We start from the raw sequence: 17,684 nt of genomic DNA on the forward strand, positions 1-17,684 counted from the left end.
GTTACTGGAACTTCTTTTGTGATTTCTCCCTTTGGATTGTCTTCTGTCTTGAAGTCATCGTCTTGAATTGTAACAGTTATTGGTCCATCTACATTTGTTCCTGGTGTTACCTTGATTTCTCCTGTTTCTGGATCGACTTTTACTGGAATTTCTGTTCCGTCTTCATCTTTGGCTGTTACTGTTGTTGGTGTAGTTTCATCTTGGTTTTTAACTGTTAAACCTGTTTTTTGTTCTTCGTTAGTAGGGTTAACTTCTGTTGGTTCGCCTTCTACTGTTGTTTTTTCTCTCTCAACTATTGTTTGTTCCGGTGTTAGAGTATTTGTTGAATTATCTTTGTAAGTTAATGTTACGCTTCCATCGTCTTTAACTTCTACTTTTGTTGCTTCTGGATTTGATTTCTTAACTTTTGCTTCAACTTCTTGCTTTTCTTCCGGTGTTAATTTCTCTTTGTTTTCAACAGTTGTCTTTTCTGGAGCTACTGCTGGATTCTTTTCAGCTTCTGTTTTTTCTTCTATTACGTTAATCTTTGTCTTAACAATTGTTGGTCCACCATTTTCTGTTGGATTTGGATAAGTTACTTTAACATTTACATCCTTTTCTCCAATTGAATTTGTATCTGGAGTAATCGGATCTCCTTTATCATCTACAAATTCGTATGTTGTTCCTTCAGGAAGTGTATCCTTATTTGCTATTGAATCTTTGGCATCAACCACAGCTCCCTTTTGTACAGTTTGTTCAGTTCCCTTTGGAGCATAGGCATCTTTAGCGCTGACTTTAAGTGTAGTATCTGTTGTTGGATAATCAGTTGGAACTACTTCTTTACCATCTACTGACCACTCTAAAGAGTTTCTACCAGTTATAGGATCAACATTTATTGTAGTCTTAGAACCATCTTTAGTAATCTCATTTATTAGATCAGAATATTTAACAGTTCCATCATTTTTGACATCATAAGCTTGTGTTCCAGTAATACTAGCAATATTTTTTCCACTTTCAAGTGTTACTCTTACATATCCTTGTGGTGTTTCTTGATTAGGGTCTGTTACTTCAATTATGTCGTCTAATTTTTCTACGTTGATTTTTGCTGTTGTAGTATCTGTTGTGTCGTCTGAATAAATTACTTTTACTGGAACATTTATAGTTTTTCCTGCATCTCCTGCACTTGGTGTATATGTTACAGCACCTGTTAGAGGATTAACACTAGCATTAGCTGGTGGGTTATCACCTAATTCAAATTTTGTTCCGTCTGGTATTGGAGTTGGAGCATTTTCAATATCTGTAAAGCTTGGAACATTAGTTGTAACTTCTTCTCCTACTTTTGCTTGTGTTTCTTCATAGTGAGGCTCATATGAAGTTGCTTTATCAGCTTGTTTTATTACTAATGGTACATGATCTACATGTCCTTCTGCAAATAGAACTTCTTCATTATTATCATTTAATTTATATATATCATATGTTACATCAACATTAGTTTTTTCTTGATCTGCATCAACAGCAACTGTTGGTGTTCCTGATATAGTATTATTTTCAGCTGTAAGACCTGCTATTGCACTTGTCAATTCAACTTTAACATTTTTAAATACATAACCGTCAATTGCTTTTGGACTTACAGTTTGATTGTATTCTTTTCCAACCATTCCTTCTGGAACTGGTGAATCAGTTATTAAATAACTATATGTTCTATTAGCTGAAAGAGCTCCTGATTGATCATTTACAGTTGTTGTAACTGTCACATCAAATTTTCCAGCTTCAGTTGGTTTACCACTAATAATTCCAGTATTGCTATCTATCTCTAAACCATTAGGTAATCCTTGAGCACTAAATGTTGCACCTTTTGTACCCTTAGTATCATGGGTAAAATCATCATATACTGAACCAATATATTTATCCACTATAACTGCAAATGAATCTACAGCTAAAAGCTCTGCGTTGTTACCTCTTGAGTCAACCCTATAAAGTTTTGCAGTATAAAGTTTGTTCTCTTTAACTCCACTTGTATCAAGTGTTGCTTCTGGTAATGCTCCTAGAGAATTTGGTTTTGAAATATCTTCTGACTTAACTTCAGCTCCCTTTTCATCATACCAAACTATTCTAAATGAATCTGGTGTATTAGAATATGGTAGACCTTGAGTAGATGTTTTTGCAATATCTCCTGGTGTTGCGGTATTTGCTCCTGCATCATAGTTTACGATATTAAATTTAATTTCAGCTGGTGCTAGGGCAAAGTCTGCTCTTAAGGAAGAGTTTGTCGCATTTGTAACTCCAGTGCTAAATCCTACTCCTGACCATCCACTATGGATACCATAGGTATTATGCATAAGTGTATATTGGTTATTATTATATGGAGTCATCTCACGTAAGTTATCTGCACCTTCTAATGATACAAATAGCCAATCATAATTTACATGCTTCTTTTGGTTTGTTGTAGCAGATGTTGTAAAACCACCTTCGCTTGCAGAATCTGCAACTTGTCCAAGTCTTGCAATTTGCTCATCAGTCCACCTATTCCAAATTTGTCCACTTGAAGGATCCCCTACTTTATAGGTATATTCTTTTTTACCAGCATCTGCATTTTTATAATCACCCCAAGTTCCCTTGAATTGAATCAAATACTTACCTTCAGCATTTGTTTGGGCAGAAACTGTTTCTGCAATCCATCTATCAGGATCAGTTGCGATTTGGGTTTTTATCCAATCTTGAAGTTGGTTTTCTAATGCTTTTGTCCATCCACTTCCACGTATATCATCAACTGACCTTAAACTCATTCTAGCTACAGTATCTTCACTATAGATTTGCTTTAAAGCATAATCAGAAAGATATGATGCCTTTACTGTAACACCTTGTGCTGGAGAAGTCTTATCAGCTACAGTATTCCATTGAACTCCACCAATTCCTGAATTATAATCATAGCTTACTGTTCCTTCTACAAAACCACCATCAGCTCTAACTTCAGTTGGTGTAGCTTCCTTATGCATATCTTCTTTTGGTTTTTCCATAAGAAGAACTTTCCAGTTATTATGAGTGTTTGATACAGTATCTGAACTAGCTCCACCTTGTGTTATTGGAAGTCCCGCATCTGGTATTACAACATTTTCGCCTATAATATATTGGAGTTGATATTTTTCAGGAATTGTTTTTTCATCTACCCAAAACTTATATCTTTCATTTCCTCCTGATACTGTTGGATCAGCGTCAAATTTAATGATTTTTCCATCTGCAGCCAAGAATGGCTTAATAGCCAAGTGTATCCTTCCATCAGGACCTGATACTGTTGTATAGGTTGGGGAAACATAGCCACCATTTTCAAACCATTGGAAATATACTCTTACGCCTTCAACTGGAGTAAATGCTCCACCTGTAGCGGATCCTAAATTTAGGTTTATGTCTCCTGATGATTGAACTCCTACATATCCATGAACAGCATTTTTGGCATTTTTATCTGTAGTAGTATCTTCAGGAGCAGCAGCTTCTCTTGTAGCTATTCCATCTGTATTATTTGCTATCATTGAAGCGGCTCTTGGCACTCTTCTTTTTGCAACATTTGAACCAGCAGATTCAGTTGTTGCTTCTGTAGCTTGGCTATTAGCAGATAACTCATCGTTAGCTTCAACTGTAACTTTTATTTTAATTTCTTTTTCAGAACCATCTGAAAATACTATTTTAGCCTTAGCTATACTTTCTCCAATATTGTCTGTTTTTGCTGGAGTAAGTACTTCAAGTTTGGCATCTTGTGGTAGGTTTTCAACAGCATCTTTGTAGTTTATTTCTTGATTTTCTTTAACTGTTATATCTTTAATGCTTGCATTAAAACTATCAGCTTGTTTTTTAACTACTTCTCCACTTGCTGTTTCAGCTTGTGGGGCATTTTCCTTACTTGTATTAAGCTCTCCTGCTGGTTGACTGTCTTTGTTAGGAGCAACAGCTTTCTCTGTGGTTGGATTAGCTGATGTTGCTTCACTAGTTTCTCCAGCTGGTGAAATCGCTTCTTTTGGCGTTTGATCCCCTTCTACCCCTGCATTAGTTTCTTCTGGTGCTGCTTCTTTTGGTGCTACATTTTCTGTTCCAACTTCTGCAGCATTAGAAACTGATGGAGTGAAAGCTATTAAGTAACCCATCATACAAGATACTAAGCCCACCGTTAGTTTCCTCATTGCATATTTAGGTTTTTTGTTTTGATTTTTAGACTTATTATTTTTAATAACTTCCTCAAATCCTCTCAAATTTTTCATATTTTTCCTTTCTTATCTTTAAGATAACTTTAATAATATCTACTTTAATCTAATTTTAGATATAATAGGTTAATTATATCCAAATTGACTTTGGTAGATATTATTTATAAATATTTTATAAGAAATATTGGGTATTGTCAGTGATAGTCAATAATAATCTTATCATGATTTATAAGATAATTTAGCTATCCTAACGCCTTATTTCTTTAAAAGATTATACCACATTATATAAGTTTAAACCAAATATTTTTAATGATTATTGCAAGTTTTAAGTTTTTGAAAAAAATATGCTTATTTTATTCATATTTATTTACAAAAGATTTATTTGATATTTCGAGATGTTTATTGATAAGATTATTTTTATGATTATTTTATTTATAGATTATGTTTTAAGTCAATGAATAATTATTTATTTTATATAAAAATTTTAATTTTACTTATATTCCTCTTTATAATTTGTATAAAGATTGTGCTTTTAAAATTCTATATGAATATAGAAAAAACGCCCTAAGGCGTTTAGTTCTATAAGACTTTTTTAAGAAATTGTCCTGTATATGATTTTTTACACTTGGCTATCTCTTCTGGTGTTCCACTTGCTACTAAGCTTCCACCACCATCGCCACCTTCTGGTCCTAAATCTATTATATAGTCAGCTACTTTTATTACATCTAGGTTGTGTTCTATTACTAGTACTGTATTATTTTGCTCTACCAACCTATTTAAAACTTCTATAAGTTTATGGACATCTGCCATATGAAGTCCTGTCGTTGGTTCATCTAGGATGTATAAGGTTTGACCGGTTGATCTCTTTGCAAGTTCTGATGCAAGTTTTACTCTTTGAGCCTCTCCTCCTGAAAGTTCTGTGGATGGTTGTCCTAATTTTATATAGCCTAGTCCTACATCATAAAGGGTTTGTAGTTTTCTTATTATAGATGGATGGTTTTCAAAAAATTTAAGAGCATCTTCTACTGTCATATCTAAGACTTCTGATATGTCTTTTCCCTTGTATTTTACTTCAAGGGTTTCACGATTGTATCTTTTACCATGACATACTTCACATGGTACATATACATCTGGCAAGAACATCATGTCTACTTTTATTGTTCCATCACCCTTACAAGCTTCGCACCTTCCTCCCTTTACGTTAAAGGAGAATCTTCCCTTGTCGTAGCCTTTCATCTTGGCCTCATTGGTCATAGCAAAAACATCTCTTATATTGTCGAAGAGTTTGGTGTAGGTTGCAGGGTTTGACCTTGGGGTTCTTCCTATTGGGGATTGGTCTATAGATATAATTTTATCAATTTGATCAACCCCTTCTATTGAATCGTGTTTTCCTGGGTGGGTTTTTGTCTTATTTAACTTTTTTGTTATTGATTTATAAAGTATTTCATTTACTAGGGATGATTTTCCAGAGCCTGATACTCCTGTTACTGCTGTAAATGTTGATAAGGGAAATTTTACATCTATGCCTTTAAGGTTATTTTCTCTAGCATTTTTAACTTCTATATACTTATTCCAATTTCTTCTTTTTTCTGGTACTGGAATCTTCTTTTTGCCTGATAGGTAGGCTCCTGTTATAGATCTTTTTTCATTTTCTATATCTTCTAGACTACCCTTGGCAACTATCTGTCCACCATGAACACCTGCTTCTGGTCCTATATCTACAAGATAGTCCGCAGCCTTCATGGTATCTTCATCATGTTCTACTATTATTAGTGTGTTTCCTATATCTGTTAAATCTCTTAAAGCTTTAATCAATTTATTATTATCTCTTTGGTGAAGCCCTATGGAAGGCTCATCCAATACATAGCATACTCCTACAAGTCCTGAGCCTATTTGGGTTGCAAGTCTTATTCTTTGACTTTCCCCTCCTGAAAGGGTTGCCGCAGACCTTGATAAGGATAGGTAGCCTAGGCCAACATCTTGCAAAAATTTAAGTCTTGCCTTTATCTCATTTATTATAAGTTCTGCAATCTTTGCTTTCATTAGTTCAAGTTTTAAATTATCAAAAAACTCTATTGTTTTATCCACAGACATATTAGCTATATCTGATATAGACATCTCTCCTACCTTTATAGAAAGAATTTCAGGTTTAAGTCTTGCCCCATGGCAAGTCTTACATTCTTCTTCACTCATAAAATCTCTCATTCTTTTCTTTTGGGTATCTGAGTTTGTCCTTTCATACCTATCGGATAGGTTTTTTATCGCTCCTTCAAAATGTCCTGTGAATCTTTTTCTACCCGAAAAATGACTGTCAAACATAAAGGAAATTTCCTTTTTTGTTCCATAAAGTATTTCATCTATCATTTCCTTTGGAGCATTTTTAATTGGTTCATCAAGGTCAAAGTTATGATTTTGAGCTATGGCTTTTATCATTTCATTATAATAAGTTCCCTTAGCACTTGTGGCATATGGGTCTATGGCTCCTTGGTTTATGGATAGGCTCTTGTCTGGTATTACAAGCTCTGGGTCGATTTGTAGGTGAAAACCTAATCCATTACACTCAGGGCACATACCTTGGGGTGCATTAAAGGAGAACATATTTGGTGTAATCTCTGGTAAGGAAACATGACCATCTGGACAAGCAAGTTTTGATGAAAGCATAAAGTCATCTCCCCCTATAACATTTATCTCAACTAAACCTTCTGTAAGCTTGAGGGATGTTTCTAAGCTATCTGCAAGTCTTGATTCTATGCCTTCTTTTATTACTATCCTATCTACTATTATAGATATGTCATGTTTTTTGGTTTTAGAAAGTTCTATATCATCTTCTATCTCATAAGGCTGTCCATCTATCATAACCCTTACATATCCCATTTTTTGAATATTTTCAAGCTTTTTTTTGTGTTGCCCCTTTTTTCCCCTTACTACTGGAGCAAGGATTTGAATACGAGTTTTATCATCTAATTTTAGAATCCTATCTACCATTTGATCTATAGATTGGGCCTCTATTTTTTTACCACAAACTGGGCAGTAAGGATCGCCTATCCTTGCAAATAAAAGTCTATAATAGTCGTATATTTCTGTAACTGTTGCCACTGTTGATCTTGGGTTTCTGTTTGTTGTTTTTTGATCTATTGAGATAGATGGGGAAAGCCCTTCTATAGAATCAACATCAGCCTTATCTAGGTTTCCCAAAAATTGCCTAGCATATGAAGATAGGCTCTCCACATATCTTCTTTGACCTTCAGCATAAATTGTATCAAAGGCTAAAGTGGACTTTCCAGATCCGGAAAGTCCAGTAAATACAATCATTTTATCACGAGGAAGAGTAAGATTTATATTTTTTAGGTTATTTGTTCTTGCTCCCCTTATTACTATTTTATTTTCACTCATTTTACACCTCTGCTAACTGTTTTTTCATCTTTGTTATTTGATCACGAAGCCTTGCTGCCCTTTCAAAGTCTAATTCTTCCGCAGCTTTATACATTTCTGCTTCCATATTGATTAGAATAGTATCAATTTGATCTGATGAGAATTCATCTCTGATTTCTTGGTCTTTTTCTTCAGCAGACTTGGTAACTTGGATAATTTCCGAGATATTTTTCTTTATGGTTGTTGGAGTTATACCATGCTTTTTGTTGAAGTCTTTTTGGATGGACCTTCTTCTTTCAGTTTCGGCTATGGCCTTTTTCATAGATTTGGTAATCTTGTCTGCATACATAATTACATGACCTTCTGAGTTTCTTGCTGCTCTTCCTATAGTTTGAATAAGAGAGGTTTCGCTTCTTAAGAATCCTTCCTTGTCTGCATCTAGTATTGCTATAAGAGAAACTTCTGGAAGGTCAAGACCTTCACGAAGGAGGTTTATTCCGACTAAAACATCAAACTTTCCTAATCTCAAATCTCTTATTATTTCACTACGTTCTATGGTTTTTATATCTGAGTGAAGGTATTTTACCTTGATTCCATTTTCTGACAAATAGTCTGTCAAATCTTCTGCCATTCTTTTTGTTAGAGTAGTAACAAGGACTCTTTCTTCTTTTTCTATAGTTTTATATATATTTTCTATTAAATCATCTATTTGATTTTCAACAGGTCTTACATCTATCTTAGGATCTAAAAGCCCTGTTGGTCTTATAATTTGCTCTACAACTTCTCCACCAGTTTTTCTAAGTTCATAATCTCCTGGTGTTGCTGATACGTAAATTGCTTGTTTTATGAGTTCTTCAAACTCAGGAAATTTTAGTGGTCTATTGTCAAGGGCTGATGGAAGTCTAAATCCATAATCTACTAAGTTTTGCTTCCTTGACCTATCTCCTTCATACATTCCTCCAACTTGAGGAATTGATACGTGAGATTCGTCTACAAAAAGGATAAAGTCATCTGGGAAGTAGTCTATAAGGGTATAAGGTCTTGAACCTGCTGGTCTTTGGGACATATGTCTTGAGTAGTTTTCTATACCCGAACAAAATCCTATCTCTTCAAGCATCTCTATATCATAGTTTGTTCTTTGTTCAAGTCTTTGGGCTTCTACAAGTTTATTTTCATTTTCAAGCTCAGCTAGCCTTTCTTTTAATTCTTCTTTTATAGTAACAATGGCAGCTTCTGCTTTCTCACTTGTTGTAGCATAGTGACTTGCAGGATAGATGTAGGCATGGGATATATGGGATTGGATTTTGCCTGTTAGAGAATCAAATTCTGAAATCCTATCTATTTCATCACCAAAAAATTCTACTCTAATAGCTTTTTCATCATTTCCAGCTGGGAATATATCAAGTACATCTCCTCTTTTTCTAAATGTTCCACGAGAAAAGTCAAAGTCATTTCTTACGAATTGCCTATCAATAAGTTCTTTCATGACTTCTTCTGGGCTTATCTCTTGACTTGGTCTAAGAGATAGGACTAATTTTCTATATTCTTGAGGATCTCCCAAACCATATATACAAGATACACTTGCTACTATTATTACATCACGCCTTTCAAAAAGGCTCATAGTAGCCGAGTGACGAAGCTTGTCAATCTCATCATTTATAGATGAGTCCTTAGCTATGTAGGTATCAGTTGCTGCAACATAGGCTTCTGGTTGGTAGTAATCGTAGTAGGATACAAAATATTCTACTGCATTGTCTGGGAAAAATTCCTTAAATTCTGTAAACAATTGGTAGGCAAGTGTCTTATTATGGGCAAGGACCAAGGTTGGTTTTTGAACCTCTTGAATAATGTTAGCCATAGTAAAGGTCTTACCTGAACCTGTAACTCCTTGGAGTATTTGGTGTTTTTTACCTTTTTTTAATCCATTTACAAGTTTTTTTATAGCTTCAGGCTGATCTCCTTTTGGAGAATAGTCTGATTTTAGGATAAATTTATTTTCTATCATATAACACTTCCTTATATAAATAAATATAATAAGTCATTAATCGTCCTATTTAGTATACACTTTAATAGTTTAATTTCAATCTTTTCACTAGGGATTATAAACTGGACAAGTTTGCCGATTAGCATACTTTCTGCTATAATTTTTTATGGGTAGATATTCATATGAAAGGATGTAATATGGGAAAATTATTAAAAAACATATCTGACAATGACTTGTTTGATTTGGCGGATTTATTTAAAGTTTTTTCTGACTCAACAAGAATAAGGATACTCTATTCTCTCTTTGATGAAGGAAAAAATGTAAATACGATTTCAACAGAACTTGAAATGACTCAATCTGCTATAAGCCACCAACTAAGATATTTAAAGGAAACAAACCTAATAAGTTCAAAAAGAGCTGGTCAGTCAATGATATATTCTTTGGCAGATGACCATGTGAAGACAATAATAAAAATGGGACTTGAACATTTATGGGAGAAATAATATAGCATTATATATTCATTTGATAAAAATAATCAAATATTTTTATCTTATGCAGTAATAGTAGATGAATTTTGTAAGCATTTAAGCGATTTTAGTCAATGATTTTCACATAATTATTAAAATATATATAATTCAATTTTAAAAAATCTAGCTTTTTTAATGATATGTCCCTTTTGTTTCATTATATGAGCTAGGTTTTAGTTAGGAGCAATTATGAAAAAGAAATATAAAATAGAAAATTTAGGGTGTCCTTCTTGTGCATCTAAGATGGAAGATAAAATAAAAAAACTCGATGGTGTAAAGGATGTAAATATTTCATTTATAAGCCAAAAGATGAAACTTGATTTAGATGATGGTGTCGATATAGACTATATTTTAGAAGAGTCATCTAAGATTATAAAGTCCATAGAATATGATGCAAAGTTGGTTTATTAAATGGAAGTTTTCAAAAATATGTCAAAAGAAAACAAGGTCAATCTTCTAAGACTCTTGTTTTTTACTATTATTAGCTTTATTTTATATAGGTATTATAGTCATGTAGGCAAGAAGTTTTCTATTGTTATGGGCTTTTTGATTGTTTACCTCCTACTTGGTGGGGGAATTTTTCAAAGAGGGATTTATTCAATCACCCATGGCAATAGTATGGATGAAAATTTTCTTATAACGATAGCAACTTTTATAGCATTTTTATTAGGTCAATATGAAGAAGCCTTGGCTGTGTTGATTTTTTATTCTTTTGGAGAAGTTTTTGAAGATATAGCTACAGATAAGTCTAGGGATAATATAAAATCCCTTATGGATATAGTTCCCCAAAAGGCACAAAAGGTAAATCCTGATGGAACTTTTACAGAAGTTGACATAGAAGATATAGAAATAGGCGATATAATACTTGCCAGTGATGGTGAAAAGATTGCTGTTGATGGAATTGTTATAGATGGTGAGGGACTTTTGGATACTTCCTCTCTTACAGGAGAGTCTTTGCCAAAATCTATTAAAAGTGGTTCTAAAATTTTATCATCTTCAATTCTTTCAAGTGGCATTATAAGATATAGGGCTAGCAAGGTATTTGATGATTCTATTGCAAATAAAATTATTGAGCTTATCGAAGAATCTAATGAAAGGAAGTCTGATAGTGAAAGACTTATTACAAGATTTGCTAAAATATATACTCCCATAGTAGTAGCTCTTGCGACTTTTATCGCTATTATCCCACCACTTTTGGGATTTGGTTTGAGGGAATATCTTCTAAGAGCTGGAACATTTTTAATTATAGCCTGTCCTTGTGCCTTGGTTATTTCGATTCCCTTAACTTATATATCAGGACTTGGTCTTGCTAGTAAGAATAAAATTCTTCTTAAGGGAAGCAATTTTTTTGAAAAGATTATGGATTCTGATACCCTTTTTACAGACAAGACAGGTACCTTAACCAAAGGAGAGTTTGATATAGAAACTATAGTCTACTACACAGATTATAGTAAAAATCTTATCCTTGATTATATATATAATCTTGAAAAACTTTCAAATCATCCTATAGCAAAATCAATTGTAAATAGCCTCAACAGAAACGATAATCCTTCCTATTTTATTGCTAGTAAAAATATAATTGGCATGGGAGTTTGGGCTAGAACTTATGAAAACAATGAAATAAAGATAGGATCTGCTGACTTTGTAGGTGAAGTTGATAATACTAATGGCAAGGCTGTTTATATGACTATAAATAATCTTTTGGTATGTAAGATTATCTTACAAGATAAGTTAAAAGATGATGCTAAAGAAACTATAGATGATATAAGGGAAAATTTCAATCAAATTGCTGTTTTATCTGGTGATGATGAAAAGGCAGTTATAGAGGTTGCTAAAGAACTTGGAATAGGATATTGTGCAAAACTTCTTCCTGATGAAAAGTTAGAGCTTTTGAGAGATGAACAAAAAAAAGGACACTCTGTTATATATTTGGGTGATGGTATAAATGATGGCCCTATTCTAAAAAGTGCTGATGTTGGTATTTCTATGGGACAAACTGCATCAGATCTTGCTATAGAAGCATCAGATATACTTATAGTAAATGGAGAAGTTTCAAAGATTAAAGATTTAATAAAGATTTCAAAAATAGTCGATAAGACTGCCAAAGAGAACTTATCTTTCATACTTTTAGCTAAAATAATAATACTTATCCTAGGACTATTTGGTTACGCTCCAATGTGGCTTGCAGTATTTGGAGATGTTGGGGTTTCTATTATAGCTACCTTATGGGCTATGAGGATTTTAAATAAAAAAATATAAAATTTTTAAAAGCTAGGCTAATTAATTAACCTAGCTTTTTTATACATTTCTTGTTATTGTATGATTATTGTCATATCTTTCTTCTGTAAAGATATCATCTTCTCTTTTTAAATCACCTTTATAGTCAAGGTAGTTATCTGCAATTCTCGCCCTAATTATAGGTCCTATAATCAAAAAGTATATAAAAAATAATCCACCAACTATAACTCCTATTCCCAATGTAGTCATAGGGTCATCAGTTGCAAGAAAAAGAATTGTTAAAAGACCAGCTAAAATAGCAACTGGTATAAGAATATAAAGTAAATATACTGTAATTGTTTTTCCTAAAAGTTTTATACTTGTGCTAAATATATCTTTGATTGACTCGCTTATTGGTTGGTTTTTGTTTCTAGGATCTACTAAAATGTGATTGGTATAAGTTGTTAGTAGGTCAAAAACTATTGTTGCTAAATATCCAACAGAAGTAGCTGATAATAATGATAGTGGATTTTTACTAATAACTGATAATATTGCTCCTGTTCCTAATAAATACGTTATTGCTGTTGATATAAGTAAAACTAAAAGGTTGATTATAATAACTTTTCCATTAATTCTACTTACTTGATTAAGATAATCCCCAACTCCACCAGTTCTATTATTTATAAGACCTGCAGTAATCAAAAATGAAGAAAACAAAGTAATAATACCTCTTATAAATCCTACTAAAAAGTTTGATTCATTTAGGTTAAGTAATGTCATAATTACATAAGATGCTAGACCACTTAAAATAGCAAATATCATATTAACTATAAACACTGAGCCATAGCTATATTCTCTTTTCATATTTATTTCCTCTCTATTTCTAAAAATTCATTTTTATATTTATACCCACTAAAATTAATATTAAAAATCTATATATAATTAATTATAATCTATCTATATATTATTGTTGCTAATTTTGGGTATATATATAATGAGGTGATATAATGGAATACAAAATTAATGAAGAAGAAAAACAAGTACAAGTTTTTGATGGAAATAAGAAAATAGGCCTTATAGATATGATTTTTAAGGGAAATGTTATAGATGCTGTCCATACTAGAGTAGAAAAAGAATATGGTGGTCAAGGTATAGCAGGAAAGCTTGTAGACAAACTTGTAGAATATGCTCGAGAGAATAATAAAAAAATCATCCCTTCTTGTCCTTATATAAGAGATAAGTTTGAAAAGGATGACTCATATGATGATGTTTATCTTAAATAGCTAATATAAGGGCTGTTGCAGAATGGATTAATCTTTGCAACAGTCCTTTTTATCTGTTTCTTTTGTTCATCCTATTTCTATAGACAAATATTGCAATTAAGATTATATGTATTATCACAAAGGCAATAAAGCCTTTTGATAAAGATTTGGTATTGAGGAATTTATCAATCCAACTTAAAAATAAGGGAGCCATAAAGACACCCACATTACAACCTATAAAAATAAGGTTGGTTGCAAGCCTTGAGCTTTGTCCTCTTACATATCTTGGTACTTCGGCAAATATATAAGGCATACACAAAGATTGGGCAAAGACAGCAAGGAGAATACAAGACAAAAAGCCCCAAAAACTATTTTCGTATCCTATTATTAAAATATTTGCCAAAGTGTATAAGAAAAGTCCCAAAAATATAGTATATTCCCTAAGTTTTAGGTTAATAGGTGTAAATAAAATAGCTGAAAACATACCAATAATTGGGACAAGGTTTAAGTAAAAACTGATATTAATTCCCATTCCCCTAGTTAGACTTGCCACAAAGGGAAATCTTGTTTGCATACAGGTCATATTTAAAATCATAATCATAGCAAAAATTATGAATAAGAATATGTTTGAATCTAAATATACTCTTGTCTTTTCCTTTTCTAATTTAACATCTTGTACATTTATTTTGAAAATAATAAATATAATTATAGCTGTTGAATAGACCAAAAATGTATAGATGAAATTTACTTGAACTAGAATACCTGCAAGGGTATATAAGAAAATCTGTCCTATAAATTCAGCTGCATTTCTTAGAGCATGGAGCTTTGTTCTCTCATCATTATCATTATATAAAAGATTTATATAATTTGCAGAATGCCCATTAAAGAGTCCAAGCCCTGAACCTAGGATAACCCTAGATAATAAAATTAGAGGATAAGAGTTGAAAATCACAGGAATTACCCCACTTATACTCACTAGAGATAGCCCTAAAAGGACTGTTTTTTTCATTCCTATATTTTGGGCTATATATTCTGCCAAAAGTATAAAAATCATAGTACTAAAAGATGCTAAAGTTACTATAAACTCAGTATTGGATCTTGTTAGGTTAAAGGCGTGCTGAATATAGATAAGAGAGCCTGATATAGCATTATTGCTTGCAAGAAGTAATGATATCGAAAGTATTGCAAGTTTTTGAGCTATATTCTGACTCTTAGACATCTTCTCGCTCCTTATAAGCGATAAATAATCTCTTAGCAAAGCCTACCATCTCTTTTGAAAAGTCATATCTCAAAAATTTTTCGTCTAAATCATCTAACCTAACCCTATCAAGTCCATCAGAGTCTTTAAAAAATTTGGAAAGTCTCTTCGCCCTATCAAAATCTTCTACAAAAAACTCTTTTATGGTATCATCCATTTTTTTATCTATCCTAGAGTGAGCTGCAAGAACTGCTTGGAGGGTTTTCTTGTCAGATGCATCTATCTTTGCAAAGTCTATTGAATAAAGGGCAGCCCTATATCCATGTTCAGTATCATAAGAATCATCTACTCTTTTTGTATCATGAAGACTTGCTGCATATCTTAGCACATCAGTATCGTTAGAATTAAGCTTATACTTATAAGATAAGAGCATAGCAAATAAAATTACTCTTTCTATATGACCTTGGCCATGAACTTTACTTTTATATAGGATATCGGTATTTAAGTTTCTATATGTGTCTAAAAGAATCTTATAGTAAGATGATTTTCTAAAATCTTTAAAAAAATCATAATCATCAAGCCATAAGTCTTGATTAAGTATGTCAAGTATAATCATAATTCTCTCCTAATTACTTATTAATTTATTATTATTATATCAAATTGGATTAAGATTTAATAGAATTTAAATTGCTGATAATATATTTATAAAAAAGGTATATAAGTGAACAGACCTCAAAAAATCGAGTTTTTAAGTTCAATTTTTGGGGTCTGTTTATTTTTTGAAAGCTTTCTTTTTTTATTTTTATAAAGATTTAAGCATATCTACATATCTTGGAATAGAGTAGTTTTCTCTTGAAATTTCAATCTCAAGCGAATCTGAAACCTCTCTTATATTTCCTGCTATAACAAGGGCTTTTTCTTGTATAAAGCAAGCTTTTTCCTCTATATCATCTATTTGGTCAAATTTTTTAAGAATTTCTTTTAAATCTTCCCCATATTCTAGTAATTCTTCTACCTTTTTATTGATTCTTTGAGCCTTTTCTTTAAGTTTTTCATTTTCTACAAAGGATAAGTATTCTTTAATTTCTTTTATTTCCTTCATGGAAGATGGTAATATTTCTTGGTATATCATATTATTTAAGATTTCAAGTTCTGATGAGTAAAAATTACCAACTTCTTCTAATTCTACATTTATGATTGATTCAATTTCCTTATCTGTAAAAATTTTCTCATCCTTATAGAGCTTATAAGCATTAGAATTTCTGGCATTTATTAGGGCATCAAGGAAGCTTTTATGATTCTTAAGTCCTCTCTTTTTTGCTTCTTCAAGCCATTGTTTTGAATATCCATCTCCTTGAAAGAGTATGTTTTTATTTTCATCATAAATTTCTTTGACAATCTTATAAACCTCATTCATTAGGTCTTTTTCATCAATTTTTTCAAGTCTATCAGCAATTTTTTTCATACTTTGTGCCATAGCAAGGTTTATAAGGGTGTTTAAATCAGATGCAGTCTTTGAAGATCCAAGCATCCTAAATTCAAACTTATTTCCAGTAAAGGCAATAGGTGAAGTCCTATTTCTATCAGATGAATCTGTCTTTATCTCACCTAGATGAGGTATATTAACCCTATTATCTATATCAACACTTTCAAAATTATTTTCTGAAATTGATTTGAGCATATCTTCTAGGTCATTACCTATAAACATAGAGATTATAGAAGGGGGTGCTTCATTTCCACCTAACCTAAAGTCATTGGTTACAGATGATGTTGTTACTCTGATTAGGTCTTGATACTTATAGCAAACTTCTATCATTGCAGATAGGAAAAGCAAGAATATAGGATTGTTCTTAGGGTCTTTTCCTGGTGAAAAACAATTTTTCCCATAATTTGTAGCTAGTGAGTAGTTGTTATGCTTTCCACTTCCTGCCATATTTTTAAATGGTTTTTCCTTTAATAGACAGGCTAACTTATGTTTAATTGCAGTTTTTTCTAGTATATGCATAAGAAGTTGGTTATTATCTACAGATATGTTGCAATTTTCAAACATTATAGCTATCTCAAACTGATTTGGACCTACTTCGTTGTGCTCAGCTTCCATATAGATACCGAGGTCATAGAGTTGTTTATTTACATCTTCAAAAAAATCATTTACTCTTTGAGGAATAGCTCCAAGATAGTGAGAAATTAATTCTTTTTCGACCATAGGATCTGAACCTATAAGACTCATACCACAGTACTCAAGGTCTATTCTTTTATCAAAATATTTTTTATCAATAAGGTAGAATTCTTGTTCAAGTCCAACCTTAGGCTTTACCCTATAAGTTTTTTCATCCTTTAAAAATAAATTACAAACTCTAGAAGCTTCCTTACTTATTCTATTCATTGATTCCATTAGTGGAAGTTTTTTATCAAGTTTTTCTCCATAAAATGAAACAAAAACTGATGGTATATAAAGAGTTTCGTCTTCTATAAATGAGTTAGCTGTCAAATCCCAATAAGTATATCCCCTAGCCTCAAAAGTTGATCTCATTCCACCAGATGGAAATGATGATGCATCAGGCTCACCTTTTATAAGTTCATTTCCAGAAAACCTATGTATTGGATTATGTTTATCATCTCTATTTAAAAAAGCTGTCTTTTTGTTGGCAGTCTTTCCATTTAAAGGTTGAAACCAGTGGGTGTATGATGTAGCACCTTTTGAAATAGCCCAAGCTTTCATGGCATGGGCAATGGAGTCTGCTGTTTCCTTATCAAGATTTATATTATTTCTGGCAGCCTCTTTCCATTTCAAATATACAGGATAGGGAACATTCTCCTTCATTGTCTTCTTATCAAAAGCTAAGTTTCCAAATTCTTTTAAATTCATATACCGACCTTTCTAATGCTTTTTTCAGATTTACTTCTAGATTATAACACGATTTTTTTTATATGAAAATAATTTTTCAACTT

The 17,684-nt window shown here is 32.2% G+C and carries 11 protein-coding genes; 4 read left to right on the top strand and 7 right to left on the bottom strand.

Annotated elements, in window-relative coordinates:
• The 3 genes from HV819_RS10210 to uvrB form a co-directional block, all read right to left on the bottom strand.
• Nucleotides 1-4,229, bottom strand: a 4,229-nt coding sequence (locus HV819_RS10210) for a Rib/alpha-like domain-containing protein (protein WP_176270148.1), incomplete at its 3' end; no start/stop codon positions are given.
• Between the two features lie 522 nt (nucleotides 4,230-4,751).
• Nucleotides 4,752-7,565 carry an excinuclease ABC subunit UvrA gene (uvrA, locus tag HV819_RS10215; protein ID WP_176270149.1) on the bottom strand — a complete coding sequence of 938 codons (2,814 nt, stop codon included), beginning with the start codon at nucleotides 7,563-7,565 and terminating at the stop codon, nucleotides 4,752-4,754.
• Between the two features lies 1 nt (nucleotide 7,566).
• Nucleotides 7,567-9,549: an excinuclease ABC subunit UvrB gene (gene uvrB, locus HV819_RS10220; protein WP_154540526.1), complete on the bottom strand. Its 1,983-nt coding sequence runs from the start codon at nucleotides 9,547-9,549 to the stop codon at nucleotides 7,567-7,569.
• A gap of 176 nt (nucleotides 9,550-9,725) precedes the next feature.
• Between uvrB and HV819_RS10225 the strand changes: the two genes are divergently transcribed.
• The 3 genes from HV819_RS10225 (at nucleotide 9,726) to HV819_RS10235 (ending at nucleotide 12,314) form a co-directional block, all read left to right on the top strand.
• Nucleotides 9,726-10,031: an ArsR/SmtB family transcription factor gene (locus tag HV819_RS10225; RefSeq protein ID WP_154540524.1), complete on the top strand. Its 306-nt coding sequence runs from the start codon at nucleotides 9,726-9,728 to the stop codon at nucleotides 10,029-10,031.
• 213 nt (nucleotides 10,032-10,244) lie between these two features.
• Nucleotides 10,245-10,466 (top strand): heavy-metal-associated domain-containing protein, encoded by a 222-nt coding sequence (locus HV819_RS10230; protein ID WP_176270150.1) that lies wholly within the window; start codon nucleotides 10,245-10,247, stop codon nucleotides 10,464-10,466.
• Nucleotides 10,467-12,314, top strand: coding sequence for a heavy metal translocating P-type ATPase (locus tag HV819_RS10235; protein ID WP_176270151.1), 1,848 nt, complete (start codon nucleotides 10,467-10,469; stop codon nucleotides 12,312-12,314).
• A gap of 39 nt (nucleotides 12,315-12,353) precedes the next feature.
• Here HV819_RS10235 and HV819_RS10240 read toward each other — a convergent pair whose 3' ends face one another.
• The gene (locus tag HV819_RS10240) at nucleotides 12,354-13,136 is read right to left on the bottom strand and encodes a hypothetical protein (RefSeq protein ID WP_154540518.1); all 783 of its coding nucleotides are present in this window, start codon (nucleotides 13,134-13,136) and stop codon (nucleotides 12,354-12,356) included.
• Between the two features lie 143 nt (nucleotides 13,137-13,279).
• Here HV819_RS10240 and HV819_RS10245 point away from each other — a divergent pair, with 143 nt between their 5' ends.
• Nucleotides 13,280-13,555 carry a GNAT family N-acetyltransferase gene (locus tag HV819_RS10245; RefSeq protein WP_176270152.1) on the top strand — a complete coding sequence of 92 codons (276 nt, stop codon included), beginning with the start codon at nucleotides 13,280-13,282 and terminating at the stop codon, nucleotides 13,553-13,555.
• Nucleotides 13,556-13,604: 49 nt separating this feature from the next.
• Here the strand turns inward: HV819_RS10245 and HV819_RS10250 are convergent, their stop codons facing one another.
• The 3 genes from HV819_RS10250 to HV819_RS10260 form a co-directional block, all read right to left on the bottom strand.
• A complete protein-coding gene (locus HV819_RS10250; protein ID WP_176270153.1) occupies nucleotides 13,605-14,753 on the bottom strand; it encodes an MFS transporter in 1,149 nt (382 codons plus the stop codon).
• Nucleotides 14,746-15,348, bottom strand: a complete 603-nt coding sequence (locus HV819_RS10255) for a hypothetical protein (protein WP_176270154.1) — start codon at nucleotides 15,346-15,348, stop codon at nucleotides 14,746-14,748. Before HV819_RS10255 ends, HV819_RS10250 begins: the two co-directional genes overlap by 8 nt.
• Before the next feature lie 186 nt (nucleotides 15,349-15,534).
• On the bottom strand, nucleotides 15,535-17,601 hold the full coding sequence (locus tag HV819_RS10260; RefSeq protein WP_176270155.1) for a glutamine synthetase III: 2,067 nt from the start codon (nucleotides 17,599-17,601) through the stop codon (nucleotides 15,535-15,537).
• Nucleotides 17,602-17,684: the final 83 nt, after the last annotated feature.

The organism is Anaerococcus faecalis (assembly GCF_013371425.1).
Taxonomy (GTDB): Bacteria; Bacillota; Clostridia; order Tissierellales; family Peptoniphilaceae; genus Anaerococcus; species Anaerococcus porci.

What these genes read in the sequence shown, in the direction of transcription:
- uvrA (WP_176270149.1), bottom strand. Translation starts at nt 7,565, where the DNA reads ATGAGTGAAAATAAAATAGTAATAAGGGGAGCAAGAACAAATAACCTA.
- uvrB (WP_154540526.1), bottom strand. Translation starts at nt 9,549, where the DNA reads ATGATAGAAAATAAATTTATCCTAAAATCAGACTATTCTCCAAAAGGA.
- HV819_RS10225 (WP_154540524.1), top strand. Translation starts at nt 9,726, where the DNA reads ATGGGAAAATTATTAAAAAACATATCTGACAATGACTTGTTTGATTTG.
- HV819_RS10230 (WP_176270150.1), top strand. Translation starts at nt 10,245, where the DNA reads ATGAAAAAGAAATATAAAATAGAAAATTTAGGGTGTCCTTCTTGTGCA.
- HV819_RS10235 (WP_176270151.1), top strand. Translation starts at nt 10,467, where the DNA reads ATGGAAGTTTTCAAAAATATGTCAAAAGAAAACAAGGTCAATCTTCTA.
- HV819_RS10240 (WP_154540518.1), bottom strand. Translation starts at nt 13,136, where the DNA reads ATGAAAAGAGAATATAGCTATGGCTCAGTGTTTATAGTTAATATGATA.
- HV819_RS10245 (WP_176270152.1), top strand. Translation starts at nt 13,280, where the DNA reads ATGGAATACAAAATTAATGAAGAAGAAAAACAAGTACAAGTTTTTGAT.
- HV819_RS10250 (WP_176270153.1), bottom strand. Translation starts at nt 14,753, where the DNA reads ATGTCTAAGAGTCAGAATATAGCTCAAAAACTTGCAATACTTTCGATA.
- HV819_RS10255 (WP_176270154.1), bottom strand. Translation starts at nt 15,348, where the DNA reads ATGATTATACTTGACATACTTAATCAAGACTTATGGCTTGATGATTAT.
- HV819_RS10260 (WP_176270155.1), bottom strand. Translation starts at nt 17,601, where the DNA reads ATGAATTTAAAAGAATTTGGAAACTTAGCTTTTGATAAGAAGACAATG.